Source organism: Intrasporangium sp., from assembly GCF_039812505.1.
Taxonomy (GTDB): domain Bacteria; phylum Actinomycetota; class Actinomycetes; order Actinomycetales; family Dermatophilaceae; genus Intrasporangium_A.
Map to the genome: position 1 here is coordinate 24,740 of NZ_JBDIAQ010000003.1, position 24,418 is coordinate 49,157.

Below are 24,418 nucleotides of genomic sequence, written 5' to 3' on the forward strand. Positions count from 1 at the left end.
CACCCGGCCGGCCCGGACCGGTCGTCTCCACGGCCGGCCGGCGTCACGAGAATGTCACATTCACCTCACGTTCATGACGTAGTCATGACACTCGCGTGACACCTGGGCGGCGACGGGGTACAGGGACGCCACCACCTGCCTACGTTGGCAGCCCAAGGGCCGGGACCGGTCACCCCGGTCCGGCGCCGGATCCACGAGACCTGGTCTCGAAGGAGAGTGAGATGACAAACAGGACGAAACGGGTCGCGCTCGTCGCTGCCGTGTCGACGCTGAGCATGATCGGCCTGGCGGCGTGCGGCGGCTCGAGCACGCCGAGCACCGGGTCGACCGGCGGGGGCGGCGGCAGCTCCGCGACGCCGGTCAAGGGCGGCACGCTCAACATGCTGGGCTCGGGCGACATCGACTACATGGACCCGAACATCAGCTACTACAGCATCGGCTACCTGGCCCTGCGGCTGTGGAGCCGGCAGCTGTTCAGCTACCCGGCGATCGAGGGCAAGACGATGAGTGCGGCCCCCGACCTCGCCGACGCGATGCCGACCATCGGCAACGGCATCAGCGCGGACGGGCTGACCTACACCATCAAGCTGCGCGAGGGGGCCAAGTGGAACACCAAGCCGGCCCGCCAGGTCACCGCCGCCGACGTCGTCCGGGGTCTGAAGCGGACCTGTAACCCGGCCCAGCCCTTCGGCGGGCTGCCCGACTACGAGGACCTCATCGTCGGGATGACCCAGTTCTGCAACAACTTCGCGAAGATCTCCGACAAGTCGGCCAAGGGCATCGCGGCCTACATGGACAAGACCGACCTGCCCGGGGTCCAGGCCAAGGACGAGCTCACCGTCGTCTTCAAGCTGACCCACCCGGCGAGCTTCTTCACCGACATGCTCACGATGCCAGCCTTCTCGCCGGCGCCCAAGGAGTACGACCAGTACGTCCCGGCGAGCGCCGAGCTGGCCCAGCACACCATCTCCGACGGTCCCTACCAGATCGACAGCTACACGCCGACCAAGAACATCACGTTCTCGCGCAACCCGGCCTGGGACGGTGCGACCGACCCGATCCGCAAGGCGTACGTCGACAAGGTCATCATCAACGAGACCGTCACGCAGGACTCGACGCAGCAGCAGCTGCAGACCGGCGGCGCCAGCGCCGACATGGAGTTCGACAACTTCCCGCCGCCCTCGCAGATCCCGGCGCTGATCGCCAAGAAGGACCCGAACCTCAACGTCGGCCCGACCGCGTCGACCAACCCGTACATCGTGTTCAACACCGCCTCCCCGAACAACAACAAGGCGATGGGCAACGTCAAGGTCCGTCAGGCGCTCTCCTATGCGCTCAACCGCAACAACATCATCCAGGTGCTCGGCGGCCCCACGCTGAACAAGCCGCTCAGCCGCGTGCTGCCGTCGAACATCGTCGGTGGTGAGCAGGGCTTCGACCTCTACCCGTACGACCCGGCCAAGGCCAAGCAGCTGCTCGCCGACGCGGGCTTCCCGAACGGCATCACCCTCAAGATGCTCTACCGCAACTCGTCGGAGGGCAGCAGCAAGACCTTCCAGACGGCGCAGCAGGACCTGTCCAAGGCCGGCATCAAGGTCGAGGGCGTGCCCTCGCCGAACGCGGACTTCTACACCAAGTACCTGCAGGTGCCCTCCGTCGCGCATCGCGGCGTCTGGGACCTGGCGGTGGCCGGCTGGGCCGCTGACTGGTACGGCAACGCGGCCCTGTCGTTCTTCAACCCGCTGTTCTCCGGCAAGCCGAGCTTCCCGCCGGTCGGCAGCAACTTCGGCCTGTACGACAACCCGACGTCCGACCAGATGATCACCCAGGCCGCGACGGCGAAGACCGAGGACGAGGCCCGCACCCTCTGGGAGAAGGCCGACAAGCAGGTCATGTCGGATGCCCCGTTCTTCCCGATCACCAACCCGCAACAGGTCAACTACCACGCCGCGCAGGTGCACAACGCCATCTACGTCCCCGCGATCCAGAACTTCGACCCGACGAACATCTGGCTCGCCGCGGACAAGCAGGGCGGCTGACCGGAAGGAAGGACACGATGGCTCTCCTCGAGGTGCGCGACCTGCGGGTAGCGTTCAACACCCCTGACGGAGTCGTCGAGGCCGTGCGCGGGCTCACCTTCGATGTCGAGCGTGGCACCACGCTCGCCATCGTCGGTGAGTCCGGCTCGGGCAAGAGCGTCTCGACGCAGACGATCACCGGCCTGACCCGCGGCGCCCGGATCTCCGGCTCGGCGGTCTTCGACGGCACCGAGCTGATCGGCGCCTCGGCGAGGACGCTGCGCGGGATTCGCGGCAAGCGGATCGGGATGATCTTCCAGGACCCGCTCTCGAGCCTGCACCCGTACTACTCGGTGGGCTGGCAGATCGTCGAGATGATCCGGGCCCACGACCACCACACGTCCACCGCGGCGGCCCGCCAGCGCGCCGCTCACCTGCTCTCGCTCGTGGGGATCCCGCGCGCCGAGAGCCGGATCGACGACTACCCGCACCAGTTCTCGGGCGGGATGCGCCAACGGGTCATGATCGCGATGGCGATGGCCCTCGACCCCGACCTGCTCATCGCCGACGAGCCGACCACGGCCCTGGACGTGACCGTGCAGGCCCAGGTCCTGGAGGTCATGCGCAACCTGCAGGAGCAGTACGGCACCGCGATCATCCTGATCACCCACGACCTGGGCGTGGTGGCCGAGATGTCCGACGAGGTCGTGGTGATGTACGCCGGGGCGGTCATGGAGAAGGGCACCCGGCGGACCGTCTTCTACGACAACCACCACCCCTACACCGAGGGCCTGCTGGCCTCCCTGCCCGCGCAGGGTGAGATCGGCGCACGGCTGACCCCCATCGCCGGGGCCCCGCCCTCGCTGATCTCCCTGCCGCCCGGGTGCCCCTTCGCGCCGCGCTGCCGGTACGCCTTCGACCTGTGCTGGGAGCAGGTCCCGCCGCTGGCCGAGGTGTACGACGACCCGAGCCACCTGTCGGCGTGCTGGCTGTCGAGCAACCGCGAGATGCGCCACCTCGACCGGCAGCACGCGGACGAGACGGAGGCGACCGCCGCCGGGTCCGAGTCCGAGGAGTGGTCGGCATGACGGAGGGGTGGTCGGCATGACGGACCCACTGCTGCGCGTCGAGGAGGTCGTCAAGACCTTCCCGGTGCACTCCTCGAGCCTGTTCGCCCGCGAGCGCGTGGTGGTCCACGCGGTCGACGGGGTCAGCCTCGAGGTGATGCCCGGCGAGACGGTGGGCCTGGTCGGCGAGACCGGCTGCGGCAAGTCGACCCTGGCCCGGTGCGTGGCCCGCCTCTACCCGTTGACCAGCGGCAAGGTCTGGTTCGACGGCAGGGACATCAGCACCCTGTCGCGCAAGGACCTGCGCCCCATCCGGCGGGACATCCAGGTCATCTTCCAGGACCCGTACGGCTCGCTGAACCCGCGCCGCCGGGTCGGCTCGATCATCGGCGACCCCTTCACGATCCACGGGATCGGGTCGCGGGCAGAGATCAAGCGCAAGGTCCAGGACCTGATGGAGCGGGTCGGGCTGAACCCGGAGCACTACAACCGCTTCCCCGCCGAGTTCTCGGGGGGACAGCGCCAACGGATCGGCGTGGCGCGGGCGCTGGCCCTGCAGCCCAAGCTGGTCATCTGCGACGAGCCGGTGTCGGCCCTGGACGTCTCGATCCAGGCCCAGATCATCAACCTGCTGATCGACCTGCAGGACGACTTCGGCCTGACCTACCTGTTCATCTCGCACGACCTGTCGGTGGTGCGGCACGTCAGCGACCGCATCGCCGTGATGTACCTCGGCAAGATCGACGAGGTCGCCCCGGCGGAGGACCTCTTCGAGACGACCCGGCACCCCTACACCAAGGCCCTGCTGTCGGCCCTGCCCGTCCCCGACCCGGACGTGGCCGACAGCCGGCAGCGGATCGTGCTCGTCGGCGACCTGCCGTCCCCGACGAGCCCGCCGAGCGGGTGCCGCTTCCACACCCGGTGCCCGAAGGCCCAGCGCGACTGCGTCGTGACCGACCCGGTCCTGCAGCCGGTCCTCGGCGACCCCGCCACCCACCTGACGGCGTGCCTGCACCCGCTCGAGGTCGGCGAGGACCTGGCCCTGGCCCGGCCCCACATCGACGACTCGGAGATCGCCGGCGATGGCGCGACCCACGCCGGGGGCGCCACGACCGAGAGGAGCTGAGCAACCATGGCCGACTCGCAGCCCCCCGACCGGGCCCAGGGCACGACGGAGACCGAACCGGCCCCCGCCGATGCGGGCGGCGGACCGGGACGACCGGCAGGCAAGCGGATCGAGGGCCGCAGCCCGTGGCTGCTGGCCTGGCAGCGGCTGCGCCGCGACCGGGTGGCGATGATCTCCCTCGCGGTCATCGTGCTGATCATCCTCGTCGCGGTCTTCGCCCCGGTCGCCACGCTCATCACCGGTCACCCGGTCAACACGCAGTACCGGGACACCGGGCTGACCCCGGACGGCCTGCCGGTCGGACCGTCGCGGCAGTTCTGGTTCGGCACCGACGACCTCGGCCGGGACATCTTCGTGCGGATCGCCTACGGCGCGCGCATCTCGCTGCTGGTCGGCGTGGTCGCCACGGCCCTGACCGTCGTCATCGGCGTGGTCGTCGGGCTCGCGGCCGGGTTCCTCGGCGGCATCGTCGACACCATCCTGGCCCGGCTCGTCGACGTGATCCTGTCCGTCCCGTTCCTGCTGGTGGCGGTCGCGCTCGTGTCGATCACCGGCCCCAGCCTGATGGTCACCATCCTGGTCATCGGCTTCTTCAGCTGGGCCTCGGTCGCCAGGATCGTGCGCGGCCAGGTCCTCTCGCTGCGCGAGCGGGAGTTCGTCGAGGCGGCCCGCTCGCTCGGCGCCACGAACTCCCGGATCATGTTCGTCGACATCCTGCCGAACGTGCTGGCCCCCGTCATCGTCTACGCGTCGCTGCTGATCCCGGTCGTCATCGTGGTGGAGGCGACACTGTCGTTCCTCGGGCTCGGGCTGCCCCCGCCCACCGCCGACTGGGGGGGCATGATCAGCACCTCGCAGAACTACTACACCGTCGCCTGGTGGTTCGTCGTGTTCCCCGGCGCGGCGCTGCTGGTCACCACGCTCGCGTTCAACCTGTTCGGCGACGGCGTGCGGGACGCCTTCGACCCGCGCAGCGACCGGCTCTTCGCCGAGTAGGAGCAGACGATGTTGCGATTCCTCGTGCGCCGGTTCGCGCTCGGCGTGATCGTCATGTGGCTGATCACCGTGGCCGTCTTCGCGCTGTTCTTCATCGCCCCCAACGACGTCGCGCGCACCCTGGCCGGCCGGCAGGCGACCCCGGAGGTCGTCGCCCTGATCTCCCATCGGCTGGGGCTCGACCAGCCCATCTGGAAGCAGTACCTGGACTTCGTCGGCAACGCCCTGCACGGGGACCTGGGCTTCGACTACTACCACGGGGTGCCGGTCACCCAGATCATCGGCAACGCCCTGCCGATCACGTTGTCGGTCGTCATCCCGGGCGCGATCATCTGGCTCGTGCTCGGGGTCTTCAACGGGGTCGTCTCGTCGGTCCGGCCCCGGACGTTCGTCGACCGCGGCATGACGGTGTTCGCACTCTTCTTCTACTCGATGCCGACCTTCCTGCTCGGTCTGCTGTTCCTCTACTTCCTCTACTTCCGCCTCACCCTGGCCGGGGTGGCGATCTTCCCGGCGGGCGGGTACGTACCGCCCGGTGACGGACTGTACGACTGGTTCATCCACATGGTCCTGCCGTGGTTCACCCTCGCGCTCGTCTCGGCCGCGACGTACACCCGCCTGACCCGCGCCTCCATGCTGGACGTGCTCGGGGAGGACTACGTGCGCACGGCCCGGTCCAAGGGGATCGGCGAGCGGCGAGTCGTGCTGCGCCATGCCCTCCGGGCGGCGCTGACCCCGGTCGTTACCCAGTTCGGCATCGACGTCGGCGCGGTCCTGGGCGGGGTGGTGGTGACCGAGACGGTCTTCAGCCTGCCCGGGCTGGGCAAGACCGCCATCGACGCGATCAACCAGCAGGACCTGCCCGTCATCATCGGCATCGTGCTGTTCGCCTCGGCGGCGGTCGTCGTCGCGAACATCGTCGCCGACATCTTCTACGCCGTGCTCGACCCGCGCGTGCGGCTGCACTGACACCTCCCCGGGCCCCAGCGGCTCGCCCCGCCCCAGCGGCCCGCCTGCCGCTCGGCTCGCCCCGCCGAGCGGCAGGCGGGCGACTCGAGCGCCCGCGTGCCGCATCCAGCCGCCGGCGTTTGCCACAATGACCCACGTGACCGGTTGGCCACACTCCCCCCGACCCGTTCATTGGATGGCCATGATCGACAGACCCACCTTCAAGTTGTCCCGGCGCGGGTACGAGCCCGCCGACGTCGACGAGTTCATCGAGACGCAGAACCGCACGCTCGTCGCGGCGAAGAAGGACGCCTCGGAGCGCAGTGTCGAACTGGCCCGGGTCAACGCCGCGCTGGGCGACCTGCGCACCCAGCTGGCGCAGCAGGCTCGCACGATGGTCGAGCTGAAGCGGACGGCGAGCGCGTCCTCCGCCGCGCCGCGGTACACCGAGTTCGGCGAGCGGATCGGACAGATGCTGGCCCTCGCGGAGAGCGAGGCCGCCGAGCTGCGCAGCCGGGCCCAGGCCGAGGCCGAGGCGCTGACCGACCGGGCCGGCGAGGAGGCCGCGCAGCTGCGGGCCACGACGACGGCATACGCGAGCGAGGCCCGCAACCGGGCCGACGAGGAGGCTGCCCGGGTCATCGCCCAGGCGCAGCGCGAGGCCCAGCAGGTCGTAACCGAGGCGCGGGGGGTCGCGGCCGCGCACCGCAAGGAGGCGGCCGCCGAGTACGAGGCGCAGCGGGCCAAGGCCTCCGCGGTCACGGCCGAGCTGGAGACCAGTCTGGCCGAGCGGCGCGAGCAGGCCGCCCGGGAGTTCGAGACCCGGCGGGAGACCGAGGAGACGGCCCTGGCCCGGGTCGCGGCCCGCGCCAAGCAGCTGGCCGAGCGGTCCGAGCGCGATTCGGCCGAGGCTCGCACCCGCGCCAAGGCGCTGCTCGACCAGGCGCGCGGCGAGGCCGACGAGATCGTGTCCGAGGCACGCGACCACGCTTCCCGCGTGCGCGAGGAGAGCGACCGCGAGCTGGCCGCCGCGATGGCCCAGCGCGACAGCATCAGCGCGCAGCTGACCAACCTGCGCCAGATGCTCGCCTCCCTCGGCACCGGCATCGTGGCCGACGCCCCGGCCGCGGCCGGACGGCCGGCCCCGCCCGTCCCCGCGAGCGCACCGGCCCAGCCCGCCCGACCCGCACAGCCCAGGCCCGCGGCTACCGCCTCGCCGGCCGGGCCCGCCGCCGCCCGAGACCAGCAGCCCCGATCCGCCCAGCCGCCCGCCGGGCCGGCCCGGGCCCAGGGACCGGTGACCGGTCCGGCCGCCGCCCGGGCGAAGGCGCCGGTGTCCGGACCGGGGGCGGCCCCAGCCGGTCGGCCCCAACCGGCCAAGGGCGACCCGGCACCCGACGCGAAGCCGGGGCCTACGCGAACCACAGCGGCCTCCCAGGACCGCACCGGGGACGCGCACCACTGAGCGGACCCCGGTGGCAGCGGAGCGATTCTTGCTGTGTCGCGCCGGTGCTTCCGGTCCCGCCCGAGGTAGTTGGCCATAACCGGCCGGGCCGGTCAGCCGATGAGCCGGACGTGGCCGCGGTCGTCCGGGACGAGCGCGGCGGCCAAGGCGCGGTCGAAGGTGACCAGCACGGCGGCGTGGCGGGCCGCCAGGTCGACCAGGTGCAGGTCGGTGACCTGACGATGACCGGACAGCCCCACCAGGTCGATCCACGGCTCGGCCAGGCTGGCGTCATCGGCCAGGAAGCTGGCACGCGGGTCGGCCCGCAGACTTCGCAGCGACGCCAGCGCGGCCGTCGGGGTCGCCGCCGCCTCACCCACGACCTTCGCGTCCAGTGCCAACCGCACCAGCCCGGCCTCGGTGACCGGTGTGGTCGCGAACCCGGTGGTGCCCCCGAACCAGGCGTGCGCCAGCTGGTGATGCACGTGATCGGGATGGACCAGCGCCAGCAGCACGTTCACATCGGGTATCGCCAGCGGCTCACTCCTCGACGAGGGCATCGGCCACCATGGCGTCGGTGATGACCTGCCCGGGCGTGCTCGGCAGCAGGACCAGCCCGGACCGCGTCTTCTGCCCGGACAGCTGCTGCTCGGCCTCCAGCCCGGCCAGGGCGAGCTCGGAGACGGCCGAGCCGAGGGTGACGCCGCTTGCTCGGGCCCGGGCCCGCGCGGCCGTCAGGACCCTGTCGTCCAGGTCGAGCGTCGTCCGCATGCTTCCATGGAACCGCATCACGCATCACGCATCAGATCCCCGGGCGGCGCACATCGGTCGCGCCAGTCCCGCCAAAGGGTGGGCGGCCGCGTCCTCAGGCGGAGCCGGCCGGTGGCTCGTCCTCGCCGGTCAGCACGTCCGGGTGGCCCGGATGCCGCTCGTCGGAGGCGGGTGTGCCGCTCGTGGGGTCGGCGGGGCTCAGCAGTCGTTCGAGCAGGGAGCCCTGGATCCGACGGAAGCTGCGCCGCCCCCGTTCGCGGTCGAGGACGGCCACCTCGAGCTGGTCCGCGGCCAGGTCGCGCCGCTCGGCCCCCTCGCTGGGCGGTGCCCCGAGGACGTCGACCGCCGTGCGCAGGGCCTCGGCGAGCGACATACCCGACTGCCAGTCGGCCGCCAGCCGCCGCTCGGCCTGCTCGCTCGCGCCGCCCATGGCCACGTACCCGTGTACGTCGGCCACCGAGCCGTCGTAGGTGAGGCGGAAGATCTGGTCGTCCTCGGGTCGGCGGCCCACCTCGGCCACGACGATCTCGATCTCGAAGGGCTTGCTCTCCTGCACGAAGATCGCCCCGAGGGTCTGCGCGTAGGTGTTGGCCAGGGCGCGGGCGGTGACGTCGGTGCGGTCGTAGGAGTAGCCGCGCACGTCGGCGTACCGGATACCCGCGACCCGCAGGCTCTCGAACTCGTTGTACCGTCCGACGGCGGCGAAGGCGATCCGGTCGTAGATCTCGGACACCTTGTGCAGCGCGCTCGACGGGTTCTCGGCGACGAAGGCGATGCCCTTGTCGTAGCCGAGGACCACGACGGACCGGCCCCGGGCGATCCCCTTGCGGGCGAAGTCGGCCCGGTCCTTCATGATCTGCTCGGGCGGGACGTAGAACGGCATGCTCATCGCGCACCTCCCGGGTTGTCGCGCCGCGCCGCGATGACCGACTCGACGACCTGCTGCAGGACCTCGTCGGCCACGAAGCTCACCCCGGACGAGTCGACCACCGCCACGCTCGGCCAGATCTGCCGCCCCAGGTCGGGCCCGCCCGTGGCCGAGTCGTCGTCGGCGGCATCGTAGAGGGCCTCGACGGCGACCTCGACCCCCCGCTCGCTGGTCAGGCCTGGCTGCCAGAGCTTCTTCAGCGCCCCGCGGGCATACGGCGAGCCGGAGCCGATGCTGTGATGGCTGCCCTCGGTGTAGCAGCCGCCGGTCACGTCGTAGGAGTAGATGCGCCCGCTGTCGGTGTCGAGGTCGTAGCCGGCGTAGACCGGCACCACGGCCAGACCCTGTAGGGCGAGGCCGAGGTTGCCGCGGATCATCGACGCCAGCCGGTTGGCCTTGCCCTCGAGCGACATCAGGATGCCCTCGATCTTCTCGTAGTGCTCGAGCTCGACCTGGTACAGCCGGACCAGCTCGATGGCGACACCGGCCGTGCCGGCGATCCCGACGACCGAGTAGCCGTCGGCGGCGAAGACCTTCTGCATGTCGCGGTTGGCGATGAGGTTGCCCATCGTCGCGCGCCGGTCCCCGGCCATGACGACCCCGTCGGCGGTCAGCAGCGACACGATCGTCGTGGCGTGCGGCGCCTCGATGCCGGCGGTGGGCGGCAACGGCCGCCCCGAGGGCAGCAGCTCGGGCCGGTAGGAGGCGAGGAAGTCGGTGAAGGACGAGGTCCCTGCGGTCAGGTAGGCGTCATCGAGGCGCCGGGCCCGCGGCTGGGGCCGCCCGTTCACTGGCCGCCCTTCTGGACGAAGCCGCGCACGAACTCCTCCGCGTTGGTCTCGAGGACGCCGTCGATCTCGTCCAGGACCGAGTCGATGTCGTCACCGAGGCCCTGCTTGACGTCCGCTCCGGCCGGGGCGGCGGGCGGGGTCTGCGGCACGTCGGCCGGCTCGTCCTCGCGGCGCTGGGGCCGGGCATGTTCCTGTGCGGCCATGACTACCTCCACTGGCTGACGGCGATCCAATACCTCGACCCTAACCCGTTCGGCGGCCTGGTCGGTGCCGACCCGCGCTCACCCTGGGCGGTCGGGTCACTCGGGCGCAGCCAGCCCGGCCAGCAGCGAGTGCACGTCGGGGCTCTGGTCGAGCAGCTCGCCCACCTGCTCGCGGGTGCCGCGCTCGGGCTCGAGGATCGGCACCCGCTGCAGGCTGGTGTGCCCCGGCACGTCGAAGACGACCGAGTCCCAGCTCGCGGAGAAGATGTTGGGGGCGAAGCGGCGCACGCAGGTGCCCCGGAACCAGGCCCGGGTGTCCTCGGGGGGGTCGACCTGCGCGGCCTTCACCTCCTCGGACGAGACCAGCTCACGGGTCCGGCCGCGGTCCCGCAGCCGGTGCACCAGGCCCTTCTCGGGCCGCACGTCGGCCCACTGGATGTCGATGGCCGCCAGCCGGTGGTCGTCCCAGTGCAGGCCATCGCGGGTGCGATAGCCCTGCAGCAGCTGCAGCTTGGCGACCCAGTCGATGTCGGGTGCGCACGACATGACGTCCCTGCCGAGCCGGGTCAGCACGTCCTCCCACAGCGTCATGACCTGCTCGGTGGCCTCCGGGACCGGGTCGTCGCGCCGAGCCTCGAGCCAGGCCCGGGCGGCCTCCAGATAGGACCACTGGATGTCCAGGGCGGTCATCACGCGGCCGTCGAGCAGCTCGAGCCGCAGCGTGAGCGAGGGGTCGTGCGAAACCGCCTGCAGGGCCGCCACGGGTCGTCGGACCGACAGCGGCTCGGCGAGGTGGCCGGTCTCGATCATCCCGAGCACCAGTGAGGTCGTGCCCATCTTGAGCAGGCCCGCGACGTCGAGCTGGTTGGCGTCGCCGATGATGACGTGCAGCCTGCGGAACCGGTCGGCCACGGCATGCGGCTCGTCCCGGGTGTTGACGATGGGTCGTTTCAGGGTGGTCTCGAGACCCACCTCGGTCTCGAAGAAGTCGGCCCGCTGGGAGATCTGGAAGCCCGGCGCCTTCGAGTCGACCCCGATCCCGACCCGACCGGCACCGCAGATCACCTGGCGGGTGACGAAGAAGGGGATCAGGTACCGGACGATGTCCGGGAACGGGGTCCGGCGCGGCATCAGGTAGTTCTCGTGCGCACCGTAGGACTGGCCCTTGCCGTCGGTGTTGTTCTTGTAGAGGTTGACCAGCTGGTGGTCGGGCCGGTCGGCGAGTAGCCGCACCGACTCCAGCGCGATCGCGTCGCCGGCCCGGTCCCAGACCACCACCGCGCGGGGGGTGGTGACCTCCGGCGAGCTGTACTCGGGGTGCGCGTGGTCGACGTAGTAGCGGGCCCCGTTCGGCAGCACGACGTTGGCCAGGCTCGGGTCCTCGGAGTCGGTCAGCTGGCTCTCGTCGGCGTCGGCGCGGCTCATCTGCCAGCCCCGCGCGTCGCGCAGCGGATCCTCGAAGGCGTAGTCCCAGCTCGACTGGTTCGAGCGGATCCCGTGTGCCGCCGCGTAGACGCTGACGACCTGCCCGGACAGGAACATCGGGTTGGCCAGGGGGTCGCCCGGCACGGAGATGCCGTACTCGGTCTCGATACCCATGATCCGCCGAACCGTCATGGCCACGACGATAACCGCAACGCTGGGAAATCCCACCCGTGGCCGCACCGGTCACCGCGGACTGCTCCAGTAGGCTCGGGCCCGTCCCCGTCGAGAGGATGCCTGCGGTGAACGACGTCGTCGTCTTCAGCGGCTCGGCCCACCCGGCCCTGGCCGAGCGGATCTGCACCCATCTCGGGGTGCGCCTGTCCCCCGTCGACCTGCGGCGGTTCAGCAACGACTGTCTGCAGGCGCAGCTGCTGGCCAACTGCCGCAAGCAGGACGTCTACCTGATCCAGCCCCTCGTGCCGCCCACGCAGGAGCACCTCATGGAGCTGCTGCTGATGATCGACGCCGCCCGCGGGGCCTCCGCCGGCCAGATCACCGCGGTCATGCCGCACTACGCCTACGCGCGGTCCGACAAGAAGGACGCCTCGCGCATCTCCCTGGGCGGCCGCCTCGTCGCCGACCTGATCCGGACCGCCGGTGCGGACCGGGTGCTGACCATGGCCCTGCACGCGCCCCAGGTGCACGGCTTCTTCCGGATGCCGGTCGACCACCTGACCGCGATCGGCGTGCTGGCCGACCACTTCCGGGACCGCGACCTTCGCGACGCGATCGTGGTCAGCCCCGACCTGGGCAACGCCAAGGTCGCCACGACCTTCGCTCGGCTGCTGGGCCTGCCGGTCGCCGCCGGCTCGAAGCAGCGGGTCGCCGACGACCACGTCGTGATCGACTCGATCGTGGGCGACGTGCGGGGGCGGCGGGCCATCGTGCTCGACGACGAGATCGCGACGGGTGGCTCGATGGTCGAGCTGATCGACCGGCTGCGCGACGAGGGCGCCACCGGCGCCTCCGTCGTCTGCACGCACGGCCTGTTCACCGGCAAGGCCGTCGAGCGGCTGCGCGGCCACCCGTGGGTCACCGAGGTCGTCACGACCGACACCGTCCCGCGCCCGGCCGACTGGCCCGAGCTGCGCACCATCTCGGTCGCCCGGCTCTTCGGCGAGGCGATCAGCCGGATCCACCTCGGCCGGTCGGTCTCGTCGCTGTTCGAGGGCGTCGACCCGACCTGTGCCCCGCCGCAGGCGCAGCTGCCCTTCGAGACGGCCGGATGAGCCGGACCGGGCCCGGCCGGCAGCTGCGCTGGCTCGCCCTCGACGTGGTGCTCGTGCTCGGCTTCGCCGCGGCGGGCCGCGCCACGCACGAGCAGGCGGCCACCGTCACCGGTGCCCTGCTGACCGGCTGGCCCTTCCTGGTCGGCACCGCCGCCGGCTGGGGCCTCGTGCGGACGCTGCGGCGGCGGTGGCCGCTTGAGGTCGGCCCGGGGATCACCGTCTGGTTCGTCACCGTCGGCGGCGGCATGGTGCTGCGCCACCTGACCGGGCAGGGCACCGCGTGGCCGTTCGTCCTGGTCGCCGGGGCCACGCTCGCCGTCCTGCTGCTCGGGTGGCGGGCCCTGCGGCAGTGGCGGCACCGTGGGTATGCCGCCCACCCGGCCGCGCGCGTCGGCGAGCCCTCGCGCGGGGCGCGCTGAGCGGCATACCGCGGCCGCCGGAGGCCTCAGAGGTACTGACCGGTGTTGGCCGTGGCGATCGACCGGCCGGGCGAGCTGCCGTCCTTGCCCTTGATCAGCGTGCGGATGTAGACGATGCGCTCGCCCTTCTTGCCGGAGATCCGCGCCCAGTCGTCGGGGTTGGTGGTGTTGGGCAGGTCCTCGTTCTCCTTGAACTCGTCGAGACAGCTGGTCAGGACGTGCTCGACGCGGATGCCCTTCTGTCCCGTGGTCAGGTAGTCCTTGATCGCCAGCTTCTTGGCGCGGTCGACGATGTTCTGGATCATCGCGCCGGAGTTGAAGTCCTTGAAGTACAGGATCTCCTTGTCGCCACCCGAGTAGGTGACCTCGAGGAAGCGGTTGTCCTCGACCTCGGAGTACATCCGCTCGACGGCCGCGGTGATCATGTCCTCGACCGTCGCCCCGCGATCGCCCTGGTGCTCGGTCAGGTCGTGCTCGTGCAGCGGCAGGTCGGTGGTCAGGTACTTGGTGAAGATGTCGCGGGCGGCCTCGGCGTCGGGGCGCTCGATCTTGATCTTGGCGTCGAGCCGGCCGGGCCGCAGGATGGCCGGGTCGATCATGTCCTCGCGGTTGGACGCGCCGATCACGATGACGTTGTCGAGCCGCTCCACGCCGTCGATCTCGGCGAGCAGCTGCGGCACGATGGTCGTCTCGACGTCGCTGGAGATGCCCGAGCCGCGGGTGCGGAACAGCGAGTCCATCTCGTCGAAGAAGACCACGACCGGCGTGCCCTCGGACGCCTTCTCCCGCGCGCGCTGGAAGATGAGCCGGATGTGCCGCTCGGTCTCGCCGACGTACTTGTTCAGCAGCTCCGGGCCCTTGATGTTCAGGAAGTAGCTCTTGCGCTCGGTCGGGTCGACGCCCTCGCGCTCGGCGACCTTGCGGGCCAGGGAGGCGGCGACGGCCTTGGCGATGAGGGTCTTGCCGCAGCCGGGCGGACCGTACAGCAGGACGCCCTTGGGCGGTTTGAGGGCGTGCTCGCGGAACAGCTCAGGGTGCATGAACGGCAGCTCGACGGCGTCGCGGATCTGCTCGATCTGCCCGGCCAGGCCCCCGATGTCCTCGTAGGCGACGTCGGGCACCTCCTCGAGGACGAGCTCCTCGACCTCCAGCTTGGGGATGACCTCGTAGACGAAGTTGCTGCGCGGGTCGAGCGTCAGGGCGTCGCCGACCCTGACGTGCTCGTCGCGAAGCGTCTCGGCGGGCCGGCAGACGCGTTCCTCGTCCCCGTGGGTGACCACCACGAGCCGGCCGTCGGACAGCTTCTCCTTGATCGTCACGACCTCGCCCACCCGCTCGTACCCGTGGACGGACACGACGTTCAGGGCCTCGTTGAGCATGACCTCACGGCCCGCGCCCAGCTCTCGCGTGTCGACCGACGGGCTGACCGCCACGCGCATCTTGCGTCCACCGGTGAGGATGTCGGCCGTGCCCTCCTCGTCGACGTCGACGACCAGCCCGAACGTGCTCGGTGGCTGGGCCAGCCGGTCGACCTCCTTCTTCAGGGTGACGATCTGCTCCCTAGCCTCCTTGAGGGTGCGCACGAGACGCTCGTTCTGGGTCGACAAGGTGGTCAGGGAGGTCTGGAGATGGTTCAGGCGGGCCTCGAGCTCACGGGCCCGCTCGGACCCCGAGGCGGTCCGGCGCAGGCCGTGGACCTCCGACTGCAGAGCCTCCCGGTCGCGATCGCCCGGCGCACCGCCGGTTGGCGTCCCACGGGTCTCGTCGGTCATGTCGGCCTCCTCGTCCGCGCTACCTGACACTTCGACAGTAACTCGCACTCCTGTCTATCCGTCGGATGTTTCGGTGAGTGAGCGTCGCAGTCGGCGCAGCCGCCGGTCTGACTTGACCTGTTCGCCGAGGGCCGCCGGGGTCCAGCGCGCGTCGTCGAGACCGCCCGGGATGCCGGGGTCTGCCGCCGTGGTCGCGCCGGCGGCGTCGTCCGGGTGCCCGCTCCCGGGATAGGAGCCCTTCGCGGGACGGCGCGTGCGCTCGGGCGGCAGCACACCCGGGGCCAGCCGCCGGGTCGTGATGAGGAAGCCGGTGTGGCCGTGCATCCGGTGCTGGGGCCGGACGGCCAGGCCCTCGAGGTGCCAGCCCCGCACGATCGACTCCCAGGCGTTCGGCTCGGTGAACCCGCCCTGGGCCCGGATGCCCTCGGCGAGCCGACTGAGCTGGGTCGTGGTCGCGACATAGCAGATCAGCACGCCCCCGGGACCCAGTGCCGTCGCGACCGCCTCGAGGCACTCCCACGGGGCGAGCATGTCGAGCACCACGCGGTCGACCGACCCCGGCCCGAGCTGCTCGGGCAGGCCCTCGACGAGGTCGGCGACGTGCACCGACCACGCCGGGTGGTCCCCGCCGAAGAAGGCCCGGGCGTTGGCGCGGGCGATCTCGGCGAAGTCCGCACGTCGCTCGAAGCTGACCAGCCGGCCGGAGACGCCGACCGCGCGCAGCAGCGACATCGACAGGGCACCCGAGCCGACCCCCGCCTCGACGACGACCGCGCCGGGAAAGATGTCTGCCATCTGGACGATCTGGCCGGCGTCCTTGGGGTAGACAACCGCAGCCCCCCGGGGCATCGACATGACGTAGTCCGGCAGCAACGGGCGCAGCGCGAGGTACTGGACGCCCGCGGTGTTGGTGACGACCGACCCGTCAGGGCGGCCGATCAGGTCGTCGTGCGGCAAGTAGCCCCGGTGCGTGTGGAACTCGCGCCCGGGCTCGAGGGTGATCGTGTGCAGCCGCCCCTTCGGGTCGGTCAGCTGGACCCGTTCGCCGGTCTGGAACACGCCACGCCGGTGGCGCAGTGGCTCGCCGTCGGCCGGTGGCGCGGGGCTGGTCATGGCAGGACAGTCTAGGTGCCACGAGGCACGCCCCTGGCCAGCCGCCGCAGGGCCGTGGCCTCCACCTCGTAGCGGCTCTGCCGCCCCGCCCCGACCGCGAAGAACCGGCGCCGCAGCGCGCCCTCGACCTCGACCCAGTCGCCCTCGCGCAGCCCGCCCGCGGACCGCCTGGTGCAGGCGGACCAGCACACGACGTCGATGGTGTCGACGGCCCGGCGGGGGGTCCGACCCCCGTCCCGGCCGGCGCGGGCCGGGTCGGGCGGGCGCGGGACGACGACCCGGAGCACGACGATGCGGTCGCCGCTCGGCAGCACCCGCTCCTCGGGCTCGGCCGGCACCCGACCGGAGAGACCGACCTGGTTGCGGGGTGCCGGCCCCGGCGCCGGGGCCGTCCGGCGGCTGGCTGCCGCTGTCATGTCGAGCTCCTTCCGGTCCCGGCCATCGGGCCCGGTCCCAGAGTGCCGGGGGGTACGCGGTGGGACCAGGTGGGTGCGCGGCCCAGTGGACGACGCGTTGGTGGGCTCGGGGGTTGTGCACGGGTGGCCGGCGTGGGCGGATGTTTCGTCAACGACTGTGGTCCGGGTCGGTGCTGCCTGAACCGCGTGCTCCGGACCGGCGCTGCCTGAACCCCGTGCTCCGGGTCGGGAGCCCCGTGCTCCGGCTCGGCGCTGTCGCGTGGTCCGGGTCAGCGGTGCCGGCGTCGGGCGAGCTCGGCCCCGACGACCTCGTTGACCCGTTCGGCACGGGCGACGCCCCGTACCGCCCTGGTCTGCTCGTCGACGACCACGGCGACGGACAGCGACCGCTCCCCCATCAGCCGCACGAGGTCGGTGAGCACCGCGTCGGCCGGCAGGGCCACGACCCAGTCGCGCCGCTCCGGCTGCAGGGTGGCCGACAGGCTGGTCGTCGCGCGCCGCGACTCCGGGACGTCGGTGATCGCCGAGCCCGGCACGACCCCGACGGGCCAGCCGGCGCTGTCGGTGCCGATGATCACCACGGGTCGCCCGCCGGCCGACGCCGCGGTGACCGCCTGGGCCACGGTGCTGGACGTCGGGACGAGAAGGGCCGGGTCGAGGACCGGCTCGACCGGCCCCGCGGTGGCCTCGTGGATGTGCCCGGAGCGGATCGCGTCAGAGGCGCCCTTCCAGAGGAAGGCGGCGATCAGGACGGCCCAGAGCAGGGTCGTGGTGTCCGGCTGGCCGCCCTGCAGCAGGGGGACGCCGACCAGGTAGGCGACGCCTCCCACCGCCAGCACTCGCCCCAGCCAGCCCGCCGCGACCAGGCCCGTGCCCTTGCGTCCGGTGACCTTCCATACGAGCGCGCTGACGATCTGCCCGCCGTCGAGGGGCAGCCCGGGCAGCAGGTTGAACAGGCCCACGAGCAGGTTGGCCCAGGTGACCACGCCGACGAGCAGCTGCGCGGTCTCGCCCGTGACCAGGGGCAGCACGAGGTACCCGAGCACCGCCAGGACCAGGTTGGCCAGCGGGCCGACGACGGCGATGACGGCGGTCGCGCCGGGGTGCGATCGGGTCGCGTCGTAGACGGTGTGGCCACCCCAGACGTCGGCGACGATGCGGTCGACCGGGTGGCCGCTCCACCGGGCGGCCAGCGCGTGGGCCGCCTCGTGGACCAGGACCGAGACGAGCAGCAGCACGGCATACCCGAGCGCGACGAGGTAGCCGTAGGCCGGGCCACGGCCGGCCGTCCCGAGCCGCGGCCCGAACAGCACGATGATCACGACGGCGATGATCGGCCAGGACCGGCCCAGGTAGACGGGGATGCCGCCGAGGGACCCCATCCGCCAGCCGTGGGGCGAACGGGGCTGGCCTCCCGGTGTCGTCATGGTGGGACACTACGGCACCGCCCTCAGCCGTCGCCGCCGGTCGGGACTGTCGCCGGGGCGTCATACAGTCGGGGGCATGCCGGCCGCCCTCTCGCCCAGCCGGGCCGCGGACTTCATGGCGTGCCCGATGCGCTACCGCTTCCGGGTCGTCGACCGGCTGCCGTCGCCACCGACCCCCGCGAGCGCGCGCGGCACCCTGGTGCACGCCGTGCTGGAGCGGATCTTCGACCTGCCGCCCGCCGGGCGCACCCTCGATGCGGCCCGGCGTCTGGTGCCCCGGGAGTGGCAACGCCTCGTGCTCGCCGAGCCCGGCCTGGCCGACCTGCTCGCCGAGCGCGCTGGGCACGCCGACGAGTGGTTCGCGGCGGCCGCTGCGCTTCTGGAGACGTGGTTCGGCATCGAGGACCCCACCCGACTCGAGCCGGCCGAGCGGGAGCTGTACGTCGAGGCCGACCTCGACGGCCTGCTCCTGCGCGGCTACGTCGACCGGCTCGACGTCGCGCCCGACGGCGCGCTGCGGGTGGTCGACTACAAGACCGGCCGCTCCCCGTCCGAACGCTTCGAGGCCCGGGCACTGTTCCAGCTGAAGTTCTACGCGCTCGTGCTGTGGCGCCGGCGCGGCACGATCCCGCGAATGCTGCAGCTGGTCTACCTCGGCAACGGCGAGCTGGTCCGCTACGAGCCCGACGAGCAGGACCTCGTCGGGGTGGAGCGCAAGATCCGGGCGCTGTGGGCCGCCATCGGGCGGGCCGCCGCGACCGGCGACTGGCGGCCCAGCCCGGGCCGGCTCTGCGACTGGTGCGAGTACCGTCCGATCTGCCCGGCCTGGGGCGGCACGCCGCCACCGCTGCCGGACGATGCGGGCACGCTCGCCCTCGCCCCGGCTGCCTCGGACCCACTGGAGGGGGCCGGGTGAGCGCATTCGGCTGACCGTCGCGGACCGACCATGGCACCGGGCCTCGGTCGGCCACGACGGGCGCCGCCGAGCGACGCCCCGGGTCAGGCCGCGGGCGGTCTGTCCGGGCAGCCGAAGGGGCAGGCCCGGGCGCCTCTTCGGCACGCATCCGCCCGCCGGCGCCCCGGGCCACCCGCGCCGTCCCTAGCATGGACAGGTGAGCCTCCAGGCCAGGCTGCGTCACCCACTCGTGGATCCTTCCGAAGTGCAGCACACCGCCCGTCCTGCGCATGCCCCGGGGCCTGTCCCGGGTCGGCCGCCCTCGCCGCAGCTGGTGCTCTCGCTCCAGCGGGCCGTCGGCAACCACGCGGTCGCCACCCTGCTCGGCGGACCGAGCGTGCAACGCCTGGTCAGCAAGGACGACCTCTGGGACCACTACTTCGACGCCTACTCGTCGCGGATGAGGACCCGCGGCCGCATCGACCAGCGATGGACCGACGTGTTCTTCCACTTCGAGAACCGGCTCTACGGCGCCAAGGCCCAGGTCGCGACCGTCGGCGACGCCGCCTATGACGCGGCGGGGGTCCAGGACGCCCACGACAACCTCGCCGCACTGGGCTTCGCGGCGCTGCCGCCGAGCCCGGACCCGAACGTCGCAGCGGCACGCGCCGTCATCACCGTGGCGAACACCAGGTGGAGCGCCTTCCGGGGCAACGGCGGGCTCAACCGGGGCGCCTGGGCCGGCTCGGCCACCCACGGGGAGCAACCACCCAACTACGTGCAGACCGCAGCGGGGGTCATCGCCGAGCTGCGGAACATGCAGCTGGCCCAGGCGGGCCGGATCGGCTCGTGGTGGCTGATGGCCAGCGACACGGCACCATCCGGGAACGCGCTGCACCGTGGCGGCGTCGACGCGCGGGGCGACTTCATCTACCACCTGTGAGGTCCGCGGGCGCGCCGGGCCGCGCGCCGTCGAGCAGGCGCAGCAGGTCCGCCGGGCCCACCCCCGCCAGGGTGCGGATCTGGACCGCGCCGGCCATCTCGGGGACCGGGACCACGTGGGGGATGGCGAGGGTGGGCACCCCCGCGGCCGTCGCCGAGCGGACGCCGGCCGGGGAGTCCTCGAGCGCGACGCACGCCGCCGGCGGCAGATCCAGCAGCCGGGCCGCGGCCAGGTACGGTTCGGGGTCCGGCTTGCCGCGGCGAACCTGGTCACCGGTCACCATCCCGCGGAAGGACCCGGTAGGCAGCCGGCCCACCACGGTGTCCGCCAGCGAGCGCCACGACATCGTCACGAGCACCGAGGGGACCCCGGTGTCGACCAGGCCCTGCAGCAGCTCGCGGGCTCCCGGCCGCCAGGGCACCTGCGCCCTGACGCGCTCGACGACCCGGCCCAGCAGCGCCTGGACCACCTCGGAGACGGTCAGCGGCAGCCCGGTCCGCTCCAGGATGATCGTGGCCGACACCTCGAGCGCGTTGCCGACCAGCGCGGCGGCGTCCTCGTCGGTCCACACCCCGCCGTGCTCGCCCACGAGCTCGTGCTCGGCCGCCATCCAGTACGGCTCGGTGTCCACGAGGGTGCCGTCCATGTCCCACAGCACTGCGGCGGGCAGGCCCGGGCGGTGCATCGTCAGTCCTCCGGGTCGTAGGCGAGGGTGGCCGACAGCCAGCGCTCGGCCTCGGTGATGGTCCAGCCCTTGCGCCGGGCATAGTCGGCCACCTGGTCGCGGCCGAGCCGGCCCACCACGAAGTACTGGGACTGCGGGTGCGAGTAGTACCACCCCGACACCGACGCACCGGGCCACATCGCCATCGAGTCGGTCAGCTCGATGCCGGTGTTGGCGTGCACGTCGAGCAGGTCCCAGAGGGTCTGCTTCTCGGAGTGCTCGGGGCAGGCCGGGTAGCCCGGGGCCGGCCGGATGCCGACGTACTGCTCCTTGATCAGCTGTTCGTTGCCCAGGTGCTCGTCGGGGGCGTAGCCCCAGAACTCCTTGCGGACCCGTTCGTGCATCCGCTCGGCGAACGCCTCGGCCAGCCGGTCCGCGACCGCCTCGAGGAGGATGGCGTTGTAGTCGTCCAGGTCCGCCCGGTAGGCCGCGACCCGGTCCTGCGCGCCCAGGCCGGCGGTTACCGCGAAGCCGCCGACGTAGTCGCGGATGCCGCTGCCCTTGGGGGCCACGAAGTCGCCGAGCGAGCGGTTCGGGATGCCTTCGCGGTGCTGGCCCTGCTGGCGCAGGTTGCGCAGGATCGTGTGTGGTTCCGTCCGGCTCTCGTCGAGGTAGATCTCGACGTCGTCGCCGACGGCGTTGGCCGGGAAGAGCCCGATGACCGCGTTGGCCTGCAGCCAGCCCTCGTCGACCACGCGGTCGAGCAGCGCCTGGGCGTCGTCGTAGAGCTTGCGGGCGGCCGGGCCGCTGGCCGGGCTGTTGAGGATGTCGGGGAAGGAGCCCTTCATCTCCCAGGCGTTGAAGAACGGCTGCCAGTCGATGTAACGCCGGATCTCCTCGAGGGGGTAGCCGTGGAAGACCCGGACGTGCTGCGAGGCCCCGCGCCGACCGGTGACCGGCGAGACGTCCTGGTCCTGGCGCAGCAGCAGGTGCGGGCGCGGTGGGCGGTATCCCGACCAGTCGATCGGGGTCCTTGCCTCGCGGGCCTGTCCGATGGTCAGCAGGGGGCGGTCCTGCTTGGCGGCGTGCCGCGCGCGCAGTGCGTCGTAGTCGGTCTTGATCCCGGCCAGCAGCCCCGGCCGCTGCTCGTCGCTGAGCAGTGCGGCGGCGGTGGGGACCGACCGTGAGGCGTCCTTGACCCAGACGACCGGACCGTCGTAGCGGCCGTCGATCCGGACCGCGGTGTGGGCCCGCGACGTGGTGGCGCCGCCGATCAGCAGCGGGATCGTCATCCCGGTGCGCTGCATCTCGCCGGCGAACGAGGCCATCTGGTCCAGCGAGGGCGTGATCAGGCCCGAGAGCCCGATCAGGTCGGCCGAGTGCTCCTCGGCGGCCGCCAGGATCTTCTGGGCCGGCACCATGACCCCCAGGTCGATGACCTCGTAGTTGTTGCACGACAGGACCACCCCGACGATGTTCTTGCCGATGTCGTGCACGTCGCCCTTGACGGTCGCCATGACGATCGTGCCGTTGGTGTCCTTCTGCGCGGCCAGCTCTGGGTTGTTGGCCTTCTCCTCCTCGATGAACGGGATGAGGTGGGCGACGGCCTTCTTCATCACCCGGGCGCTCTTGACCACCTGGGGCAGGAACATCTTGCCGGCCCCGAACAGGTCGCCGACCACGTTCATGCCGTCCATGAGCGGGCCCTCGATGACCTCGATCGGCCGCCCGCCGGCCGCGGCGATCTCGGCCCGCAGCTGCTCGGTGTCGGCCTCGACGTGGGTGTCGATGCCCTTGACGAGGGCGTGCGTGATGCGCTCGCGGACCGGCAGCGCGCGCCACTGCTCGTCGGCCACCTCCGGGGCGTCGCCGGAGCGGTTGTAGCGCTCCGCGATCTCGAGCAGGCGCTCGGCCGCGTCGGCCCGGCGGTTGAGCACGACGTCCTCGATCCGCTCGCGCAGCTCGGGGTCGACCTCGTCGTAGACGGCCAGCGCGCCGGCGTTGACGATGCCCATGTCGAGGCCGGCCCTGATGGCGTGGTAGAGGAACACGGCGTGGATCGCCTCGCGGACCGGGTTGTTGCCCCGGAAGGAGAACGAGACGTTGGAGATCCCCCCGGACACGTGCACCCCGGGCAGGTGCTGCTTGATCCAGCGGGTCGCCTCGATGAAGTCCCTGCCGTACGAGGCGTGCTCCTCGATACCGGTGGCGACGGCGAAGACGTTGGGGTCGAAGATGATGTCCTCGGGCGGGAAGCCGACCTGTTCGGTGAGGATCCGGTAGGCGCGGGCGCACACCTCGGTGCGCCGCTGCAGGTTGTCGGCCTGGCCCTGTTCGTCGAAGGCCATCACGACCGCGGCCGCGCCGTACTTGCGCACCAGCCGGGCCTGCTCCACGAACGCCTCCTCGCCCTCCTTCATCGAGATCGAGTTGACGACCGGCTTGCCCTGGATGCACTTGAGCCCGGCCTCGATGACCTCCCACTTGGAGGAGTCGACCATGATCGGGACGCGGCTGATGTCCGGCTCGCCGGCCACCAGCTTCAGGAACCGGTCCATCGCGGCGACGCCGTCGATCATCCCCTCGTCCATGTTGACGTCGATGACCTGCGCGCCGTTCTCGACCTGCTGCGCGGCCACCGAGAGGGCGGTGTCGTAGTCGCCGTTCTTGATCAGCCCGCGGAACCGGGCCGAGCCGGTGATGTTGGTCCGCTCGCCGACGTTGACGAACAGGCTCTCCGCGGTGACGGTCAGCGGCTCGAGGCCCGAGAGCCGCAGCGCCGGGACCGCCACGCCCGGCACCCGCGGTGCCACGTCCGCGGTCGCCGCGGCGATCGCCGCGATGTGCGCCGGCGTGGTGCCGCAGCAGCCGCCGACGATGTTGACCAGGCCGCTGCGGGCGAACTCCCCGATCGTGGCCGCCATCGTCTCGGGGGACTCGTCGTACTCGCCGAACGCGTTGGGCAGCCCGGCATTGGGGTAGGCCGAGACGAAGGTGTCGGCGAGCCCGGCCAGCTCGGCGACATACGGCCGGAGGTCCCTGGCCCCGAGCGCGCAGTTGAACCCGACCGCGAGCGGCTGCACGTGACGCACGGAGTTCCAGAACGCCTCGGTGACCTGTCCGGACAGGGTCCGGCCGGACGCGTCGGTGATCGTCCCGGAGACGACCACCGGCCAGCGCCGGCCGCGCTCCTCGAAGAGCGTCTCGAGCGCGAAGATCGCCGCCTTCGCGTTCAGCGTGTCGAAGATCGTCTCGACGAGCAGCAGGTCGGCGCCGCCCTCGACCAGGCCCGAGGCCTGCTCGTGGTACGCCTCGACCAGCTCGTCGAAGGAGACGTTGCGGGCACCGGGGTCGTTGACGTCGGGCGAGATCGAGGCGGTCCGGTTGGTCGGGCCCATCGCGCCGGCCACCCAGCGGGGCCGCTGCGCGGTGGCCACCTCGTCGGCCGCCCCGCGGGCGAGGCGGGCGCCCTCGAGGTTGATCTCGTAGGCCAGCCCCTCGGTGCGGAAGTCGGCCTGGGCGATCCGGGTCGCGCTGAAGGTGTTCGTCTCGACGATGTCGGCCCCGGCGTCCAGGTACTGCCGGTGGACGCCACGGATGAGGTCCGGCTGCGTGAGCACCAGCAGGTCGCTGTTGCCCTTGACGTCGACCGGCCAGTCGGCGAACCGGTCCCCGCGCCACTCCCGCTCCCCCGGGCCCTCCTGCTGGATCATCGTCCCCATGGCCCCGTCGATCACGACGATGCGCTCGCGCAGTGCGGCCA

22 protein-coding genes are annotated in these 24,418 nt (G+C 71.8%); 10 read left to right on the plus strand and 12 right to left on the minus strand.

Annotation, left to right across the window (positions count from 1 at the left end; genetic code table 11):
• Positions 1-221: 221 nt before the first annotated feature.
• From WMI84_RS00905 to WMI84_RS00930, 6 genes are all read left to right on the plus strand, one after another.
• Complete coding sequence (locus tag WMI84_RS00905) at positions 222-2,039, plus strand: ABC transporter substrate-binding protein (protein WP_347350106.1); 1,818 nt, start codon at positions 222-224, stop codon at positions 2,037-2,039.
• Between the two features lie 17 nt (positions 2,040-2,056).
• Positions 2,057-3,106 carry an ABC transporter ATP-binding protein gene (locus WMI84_RS00910; protein WP_347350107.1) on the plus strand — a complete coding sequence of 350 codons (1,050 nt, stop codon included), beginning with the start codon at positions 2,057-2,059 and terminating at the stop codon, positions 3,104-3,106.
• Between the two features lie 16 nt (positions 3,107-3,122).
• Positions 3,123-4,211, plus strand: a complete 1,089-nt coding sequence (locus WMI84_RS00915; RefSeq protein ID WP_347350108.1) for an oligopeptide/dipeptide ABC transporter ATP-binding protein — start codon at positions 3,123-3,125, stop codon at positions 4,209-4,211.
• A gap of 6 nt (positions 4,212-4,217) precedes the next feature.
• Positions 4,218-5,207, plus strand: coding sequence for an ABC transporter permease (locus WMI84_RS00920; protein ID WP_347350109.1), 990 nt, complete (start codon positions 4,218-4,220; stop codon positions 5,205-5,207).
• 9 nt (positions 5,208-5,216) lie between these two features.
• The gene (locus tag WMI84_RS00925) at positions 5,217-6,176 is read left to right on the plus strand and encodes an ABC transporter permease (RefSeq protein ID WP_347350110.1); all 960 of its coding nucleotides are present in this window, start codon (positions 5,217-5,219) and stop codon (positions 6,174-6,176) included.
• Between the two features lie 181 nt (positions 6,177-6,357).
• A complete protein-coding gene (locus WMI84_RS00930; RefSeq protein WP_347350111.1) occupies positions 6,358-7,620 on the plus strand; it encodes a hypothetical protein in 1,263 nt (420 codons plus the stop codon).
• Between the two features lie 92 nt (positions 7,621-7,712).
• Here the strand turns inward: WMI84_RS00930 and WMI84_RS00935 are convergent, their stop codons facing one another.
• The 6 genes from WMI84_RS00935 to dop all read right to left on the minus strand — a co-directional run bounded on the left by WMI84_RS00935 (position 7,713) and on the right by dop (position 11,909).
• Positions 7,713-8,120 (minus strand): TA system VapC family ribonuclease toxin, encoded by a 408-nt coding sequence (locus WMI84_RS00935; RefSeq protein ID WP_347350112.1) that lies wholly within the window; start codon positions 8,118-8,120, stop codon positions 7,713-7,715.
• Positions 8,121-8,139: 19 nt separating this feature from the next.
• Positions 8,140-8,370, minus strand: coding sequence for a hypothetical protein (locus WMI84_RS00940; protein ID WP_347350113.1), 231 nt, complete (start codon positions 8,368-8,370; stop codon positions 8,140-8,142).
• Positions 8,371-8,464: 94 nt separating this feature from the next.
• Positions 8,465-9,259: a proteasome subunit alpha gene (gene prcA / locus WMI84_RS00945; protein ID WP_347350114.1), complete on the minus strand. Its 795-nt coding sequence runs from the start codon at positions 9,257-9,259 to the stop codon at positions 8,465-8,467.
• Entirely contained in the window at positions 9,256-10,089 is an 834-nt protein-coding gene (gene prcB / locus WMI84_RS00950; protein ID WP_347350115.1) for a proteasome subunit beta, read from the minus strand. The genes prcA and prcB overlap by 4 nt, the downstream gene beginning before the upstream one ends.
• Complete coding sequence (locus WMI84_RS00955; RefSeq protein WP_347350116.1) at positions 10,086-10,292, minus strand: ubiquitin-like protein Pup; 207 nt, start codon at positions 10,290-10,292, stop codon at positions 10,086-10,088. The genes prcB and WMI84_RS00955 overlap by 4 nt, the downstream gene beginning before the upstream one ends.
• Before the next feature lie 96 nt (positions 10,293-10,388).
• Positions 10,389-11,909 carry a depupylase/deamidase Dop gene (dop, locus tag WMI84_RS00960; protein ID WP_347350117.1) on the minus strand — a complete coding sequence of 507 codons (1,521 nt, stop codon included), beginning with the start codon at positions 11,907-11,909 and terminating at the stop codon, positions 10,389-10,391.
• A gap of 107 nt (positions 11,910-12,016) precedes the next feature.
• Here dop and WMI84_RS00965 point away from each other — a divergent pair, with 107 nt between their 5' ends.
• Positions 12,017-13,006 carry a ribose-phosphate pyrophosphokinase gene (locus tag WMI84_RS00965; protein WP_347350118.1) on the plus strand — a complete coding sequence of 330 codons (990 nt, stop codon included), beginning with the start codon at positions 12,017-12,019 and terminating at the stop codon, positions 13,004-13,006.
• A complete protein-coding gene (locus WMI84_RS00970; protein WP_347350119.1) occupies positions 13,003-13,425 on the plus strand; it encodes a DUF3054 domain-containing protein in 423 nt (140 codons plus the stop codon). Before WMI84_RS00965 ends, WMI84_RS00970 begins: the two co-directional genes overlap by 4 nt.
• Before the next feature lie 26 nt (positions 13,426-13,451).
• Here the strand turns inward: WMI84_RS00970 and arc are convergent, their stop codons facing one another.
• From arc to WMI84_RS00990, 4 genes are all read right to left on the minus strand, one after another.
• Positions 13,452-15,197, minus strand: coding sequence for a proteasome ATPase (gene arc / locus WMI84_RS00975; protein WP_347350120.1), 1,746 nt, complete (start codon positions 15,195-15,197; stop codon positions 13,452-13,454).
• A gap of 54 nt (positions 15,198-15,251) precedes the next feature.
• Entirely contained in the window at positions 15,252-16,310 is a 1,059-nt protein-coding gene (locus WMI84_RS00980) for a tRNA (adenine-N1)-methyltransferase (RefSeq protein ID WP_347350121.1), read from the minus strand.
• Between the two features lie 11 nt (positions 16,311-16,321).
• The gene (locus tag WMI84_RS00985) at positions 16,322-16,726 is read right to left on the minus strand and encodes a single-stranded DNA-binding protein (RefSeq protein ID WP_347350122.1); all 405 of its coding nucleotides are present in this window, start codon (positions 16,724-16,726) and stop codon (positions 16,322-16,324) included.
• A 269-nt stretch (positions 16,727-16,995) separates the two neighbouring features.
• Positions 16,996-18,153, minus strand: coding sequence for a site-2 protease family protein (locus WMI84_RS00990; RefSeq protein ID WP_347350123.1), 1,158 nt, complete (start codon positions 18,151-18,153; stop codon positions 16,996-16,998).
• Between the two features lie 76 nt (positions 18,154-18,229).
• On the opposite strand from WMI84_RS00990, the gene WMI84_RS00995 reads away from it, so the two are divergent.
• A complete protein-coding gene (locus tag WMI84_RS00995; protein WP_347350124.1) occupies positions 18,230-19,069 on the plus strand; it encodes a PD-(D/E)XK nuclease family protein in 840 nt (279 codons plus the stop codon).
• A 244-nt stretch (positions 19,070-19,313) separates the two neighbouring features.
• Positions 19,314-19,991, plus strand: a complete 678-nt coding sequence (locus WMI84_RS01000; RefSeq protein WP_347350125.1) for a hypothetical protein — start codon at positions 19,314-19,316, stop codon at positions 19,989-19,991.
• Here the strand turns inward: WMI84_RS01000 and WMI84_RS01005 are convergent.
• Both WMI84_RS01005 and metH read right to left on the minus strand, forming a co-directional pair.
• Positions 19,975-20,676, minus strand: coding sequence for an HAD family phosphatase (locus WMI84_RS01005; protein WP_347350126.1), 702 nt, complete (start codon positions 20,674-20,676; stop codon positions 19,975-19,977). The two genes, WMI84_RS01000 and WMI84_RS01005, sit on opposite strands and share 17 nt — an antisense overlap.
• Before the next feature lie 2 nt (positions 20,677-20,678).
• Complete coding sequence (metH, locus tag WMI84_RS01010) at positions 20,679-24,377, minus strand: methionine synthase (protein ID WP_347350154.1); 3,699 nt, start codon at positions 24,375-24,377, stop codon at positions 20,679-20,681.
• Between the last annotated feature and the right edge of the window lie 41 nt (positions 24,378-24,418).

Bases quoted from the DNA above. Each gene is read 5' to 3' on its own strand.
- WMI84_RS00905 (WP_347350106.1), top strand. From the start codon at position 222: ATGACAAACAGGACGAAACGGGTCGCGCTCGTCGCTGCCGTGTCGACG.
- WMI84_RS00910 (WP_347350107.1), top strand. From the start codon at position 2,057: ATGGCTCTCCTCGAGGTGCGCGACCTGCGGGTAGCGTTCAACACCCCT.
- WMI84_RS00915 (WP_347350108.1), top strand. From the start codon at position 3,123: ATGACGGACCCACTGCTGCGCGTCGAGGAGGTCGTCAAGACCTTCCCG.
- WMI84_RS00920 (WP_347350109.1), top strand. From the start codon at position 4,218: ATGGCCGACTCGCAGCCCCCCGACCGGGCCCAGGGCACGACGGAGACC.
- WMI84_RS00925 (WP_347350110.1), top strand. From the start codon at position 5,217: ATGTTGCGATTCCTCGTGCGCCGGTTCGCGCTCGGCGTGATCGTCATG.
- WMI84_RS00930 (WP_347350111.1), top strand. From the start codon at position 6,358: ATGATCGACAGACCCACCTTCAAGTTGTCCCGGCGCGGGTACGAGCCC.
- WMI84_RS00940 (WP_347350113.1), bottom strand. From the start codon at position 8,370: ATGCGGACGACGCTCGACCTGGACGACAGGGTCCTGACGGCCGCGCGG.
- prcA (WP_347350114.1), bottom strand. From the start codon at position 9,259: ATGAGCATGCCGTTCTACGTCCCGCCCGAGCAGATCATGAAGGACCGG.
- WMI84_RS00955 (WP_347350116.1), bottom strand. From the start codon at position 10,292: ATGGCCGCACAGGAACATGCCCGGCCCCAGCGCCGCGAGGACGAGCCG.
- dop (WP_347350117.1), bottom strand. From the start codon at position 11,909: ATGACGGTTCGGCGGATCATGGGTATCGAGACCGAGTACGGCATCTCC.
- WMI84_RS00970 (WP_347350119.1), top strand. From the start codon at position 13,003: ATGAGCCGGACCGGGCCCGGCCGGCAGCTGCGCTGGCTCGCCCTCGAC.
- arc (WP_347350120.1), bottom strand. From the start codon at position 15,197: ATGACCGACGAGACCCGTGGGACGCCAACCGGCGGTGCGCCGGGCGAT.
- WMI84_RS00980 (WP_347350121.1), bottom strand. From the start codon at position 16,310: ATGACCAGCCCCGCGCCACCGGCCGACGGCGAGCCACTGCGCCACCGG.
- WMI84_RS00985 (WP_347350122.1), bottom strand. From the start codon at position 16,726: ATGACAGCGGCAGCCAGCCGCCGGACGGCCCCGGCGCCGGGGCCGGCA.
- WMI84_RS00990 (WP_347350123.1), bottom strand. From the start codon at position 18,153: ATGACGACACCGGGAGGCCAGCCCCGTTCGCCCCACGGCTGGCGGATG.
- WMI84_RS00995 (WP_347350124.1), top strand. From the start codon at position 18,230: ATGCCGGCCGCCCTCTCGCCCAGCCGGGCCGCGGACTTCATGGCGTGC.
- WMI84_RS01005 (WP_347350126.1), bottom strand. From the start codon at position 20,676: ATGCACCGCCCGGGCCTGCCCGCCGCAGTGCTGTGGGACATGGACGGC.
- metH (WP_347350154.1), bottom strand. From the start codon at position 24,377: ATGGGGACGATGATCCAGCAGGAGGGCCCGGGGGAGCGGGAGTGGCGC.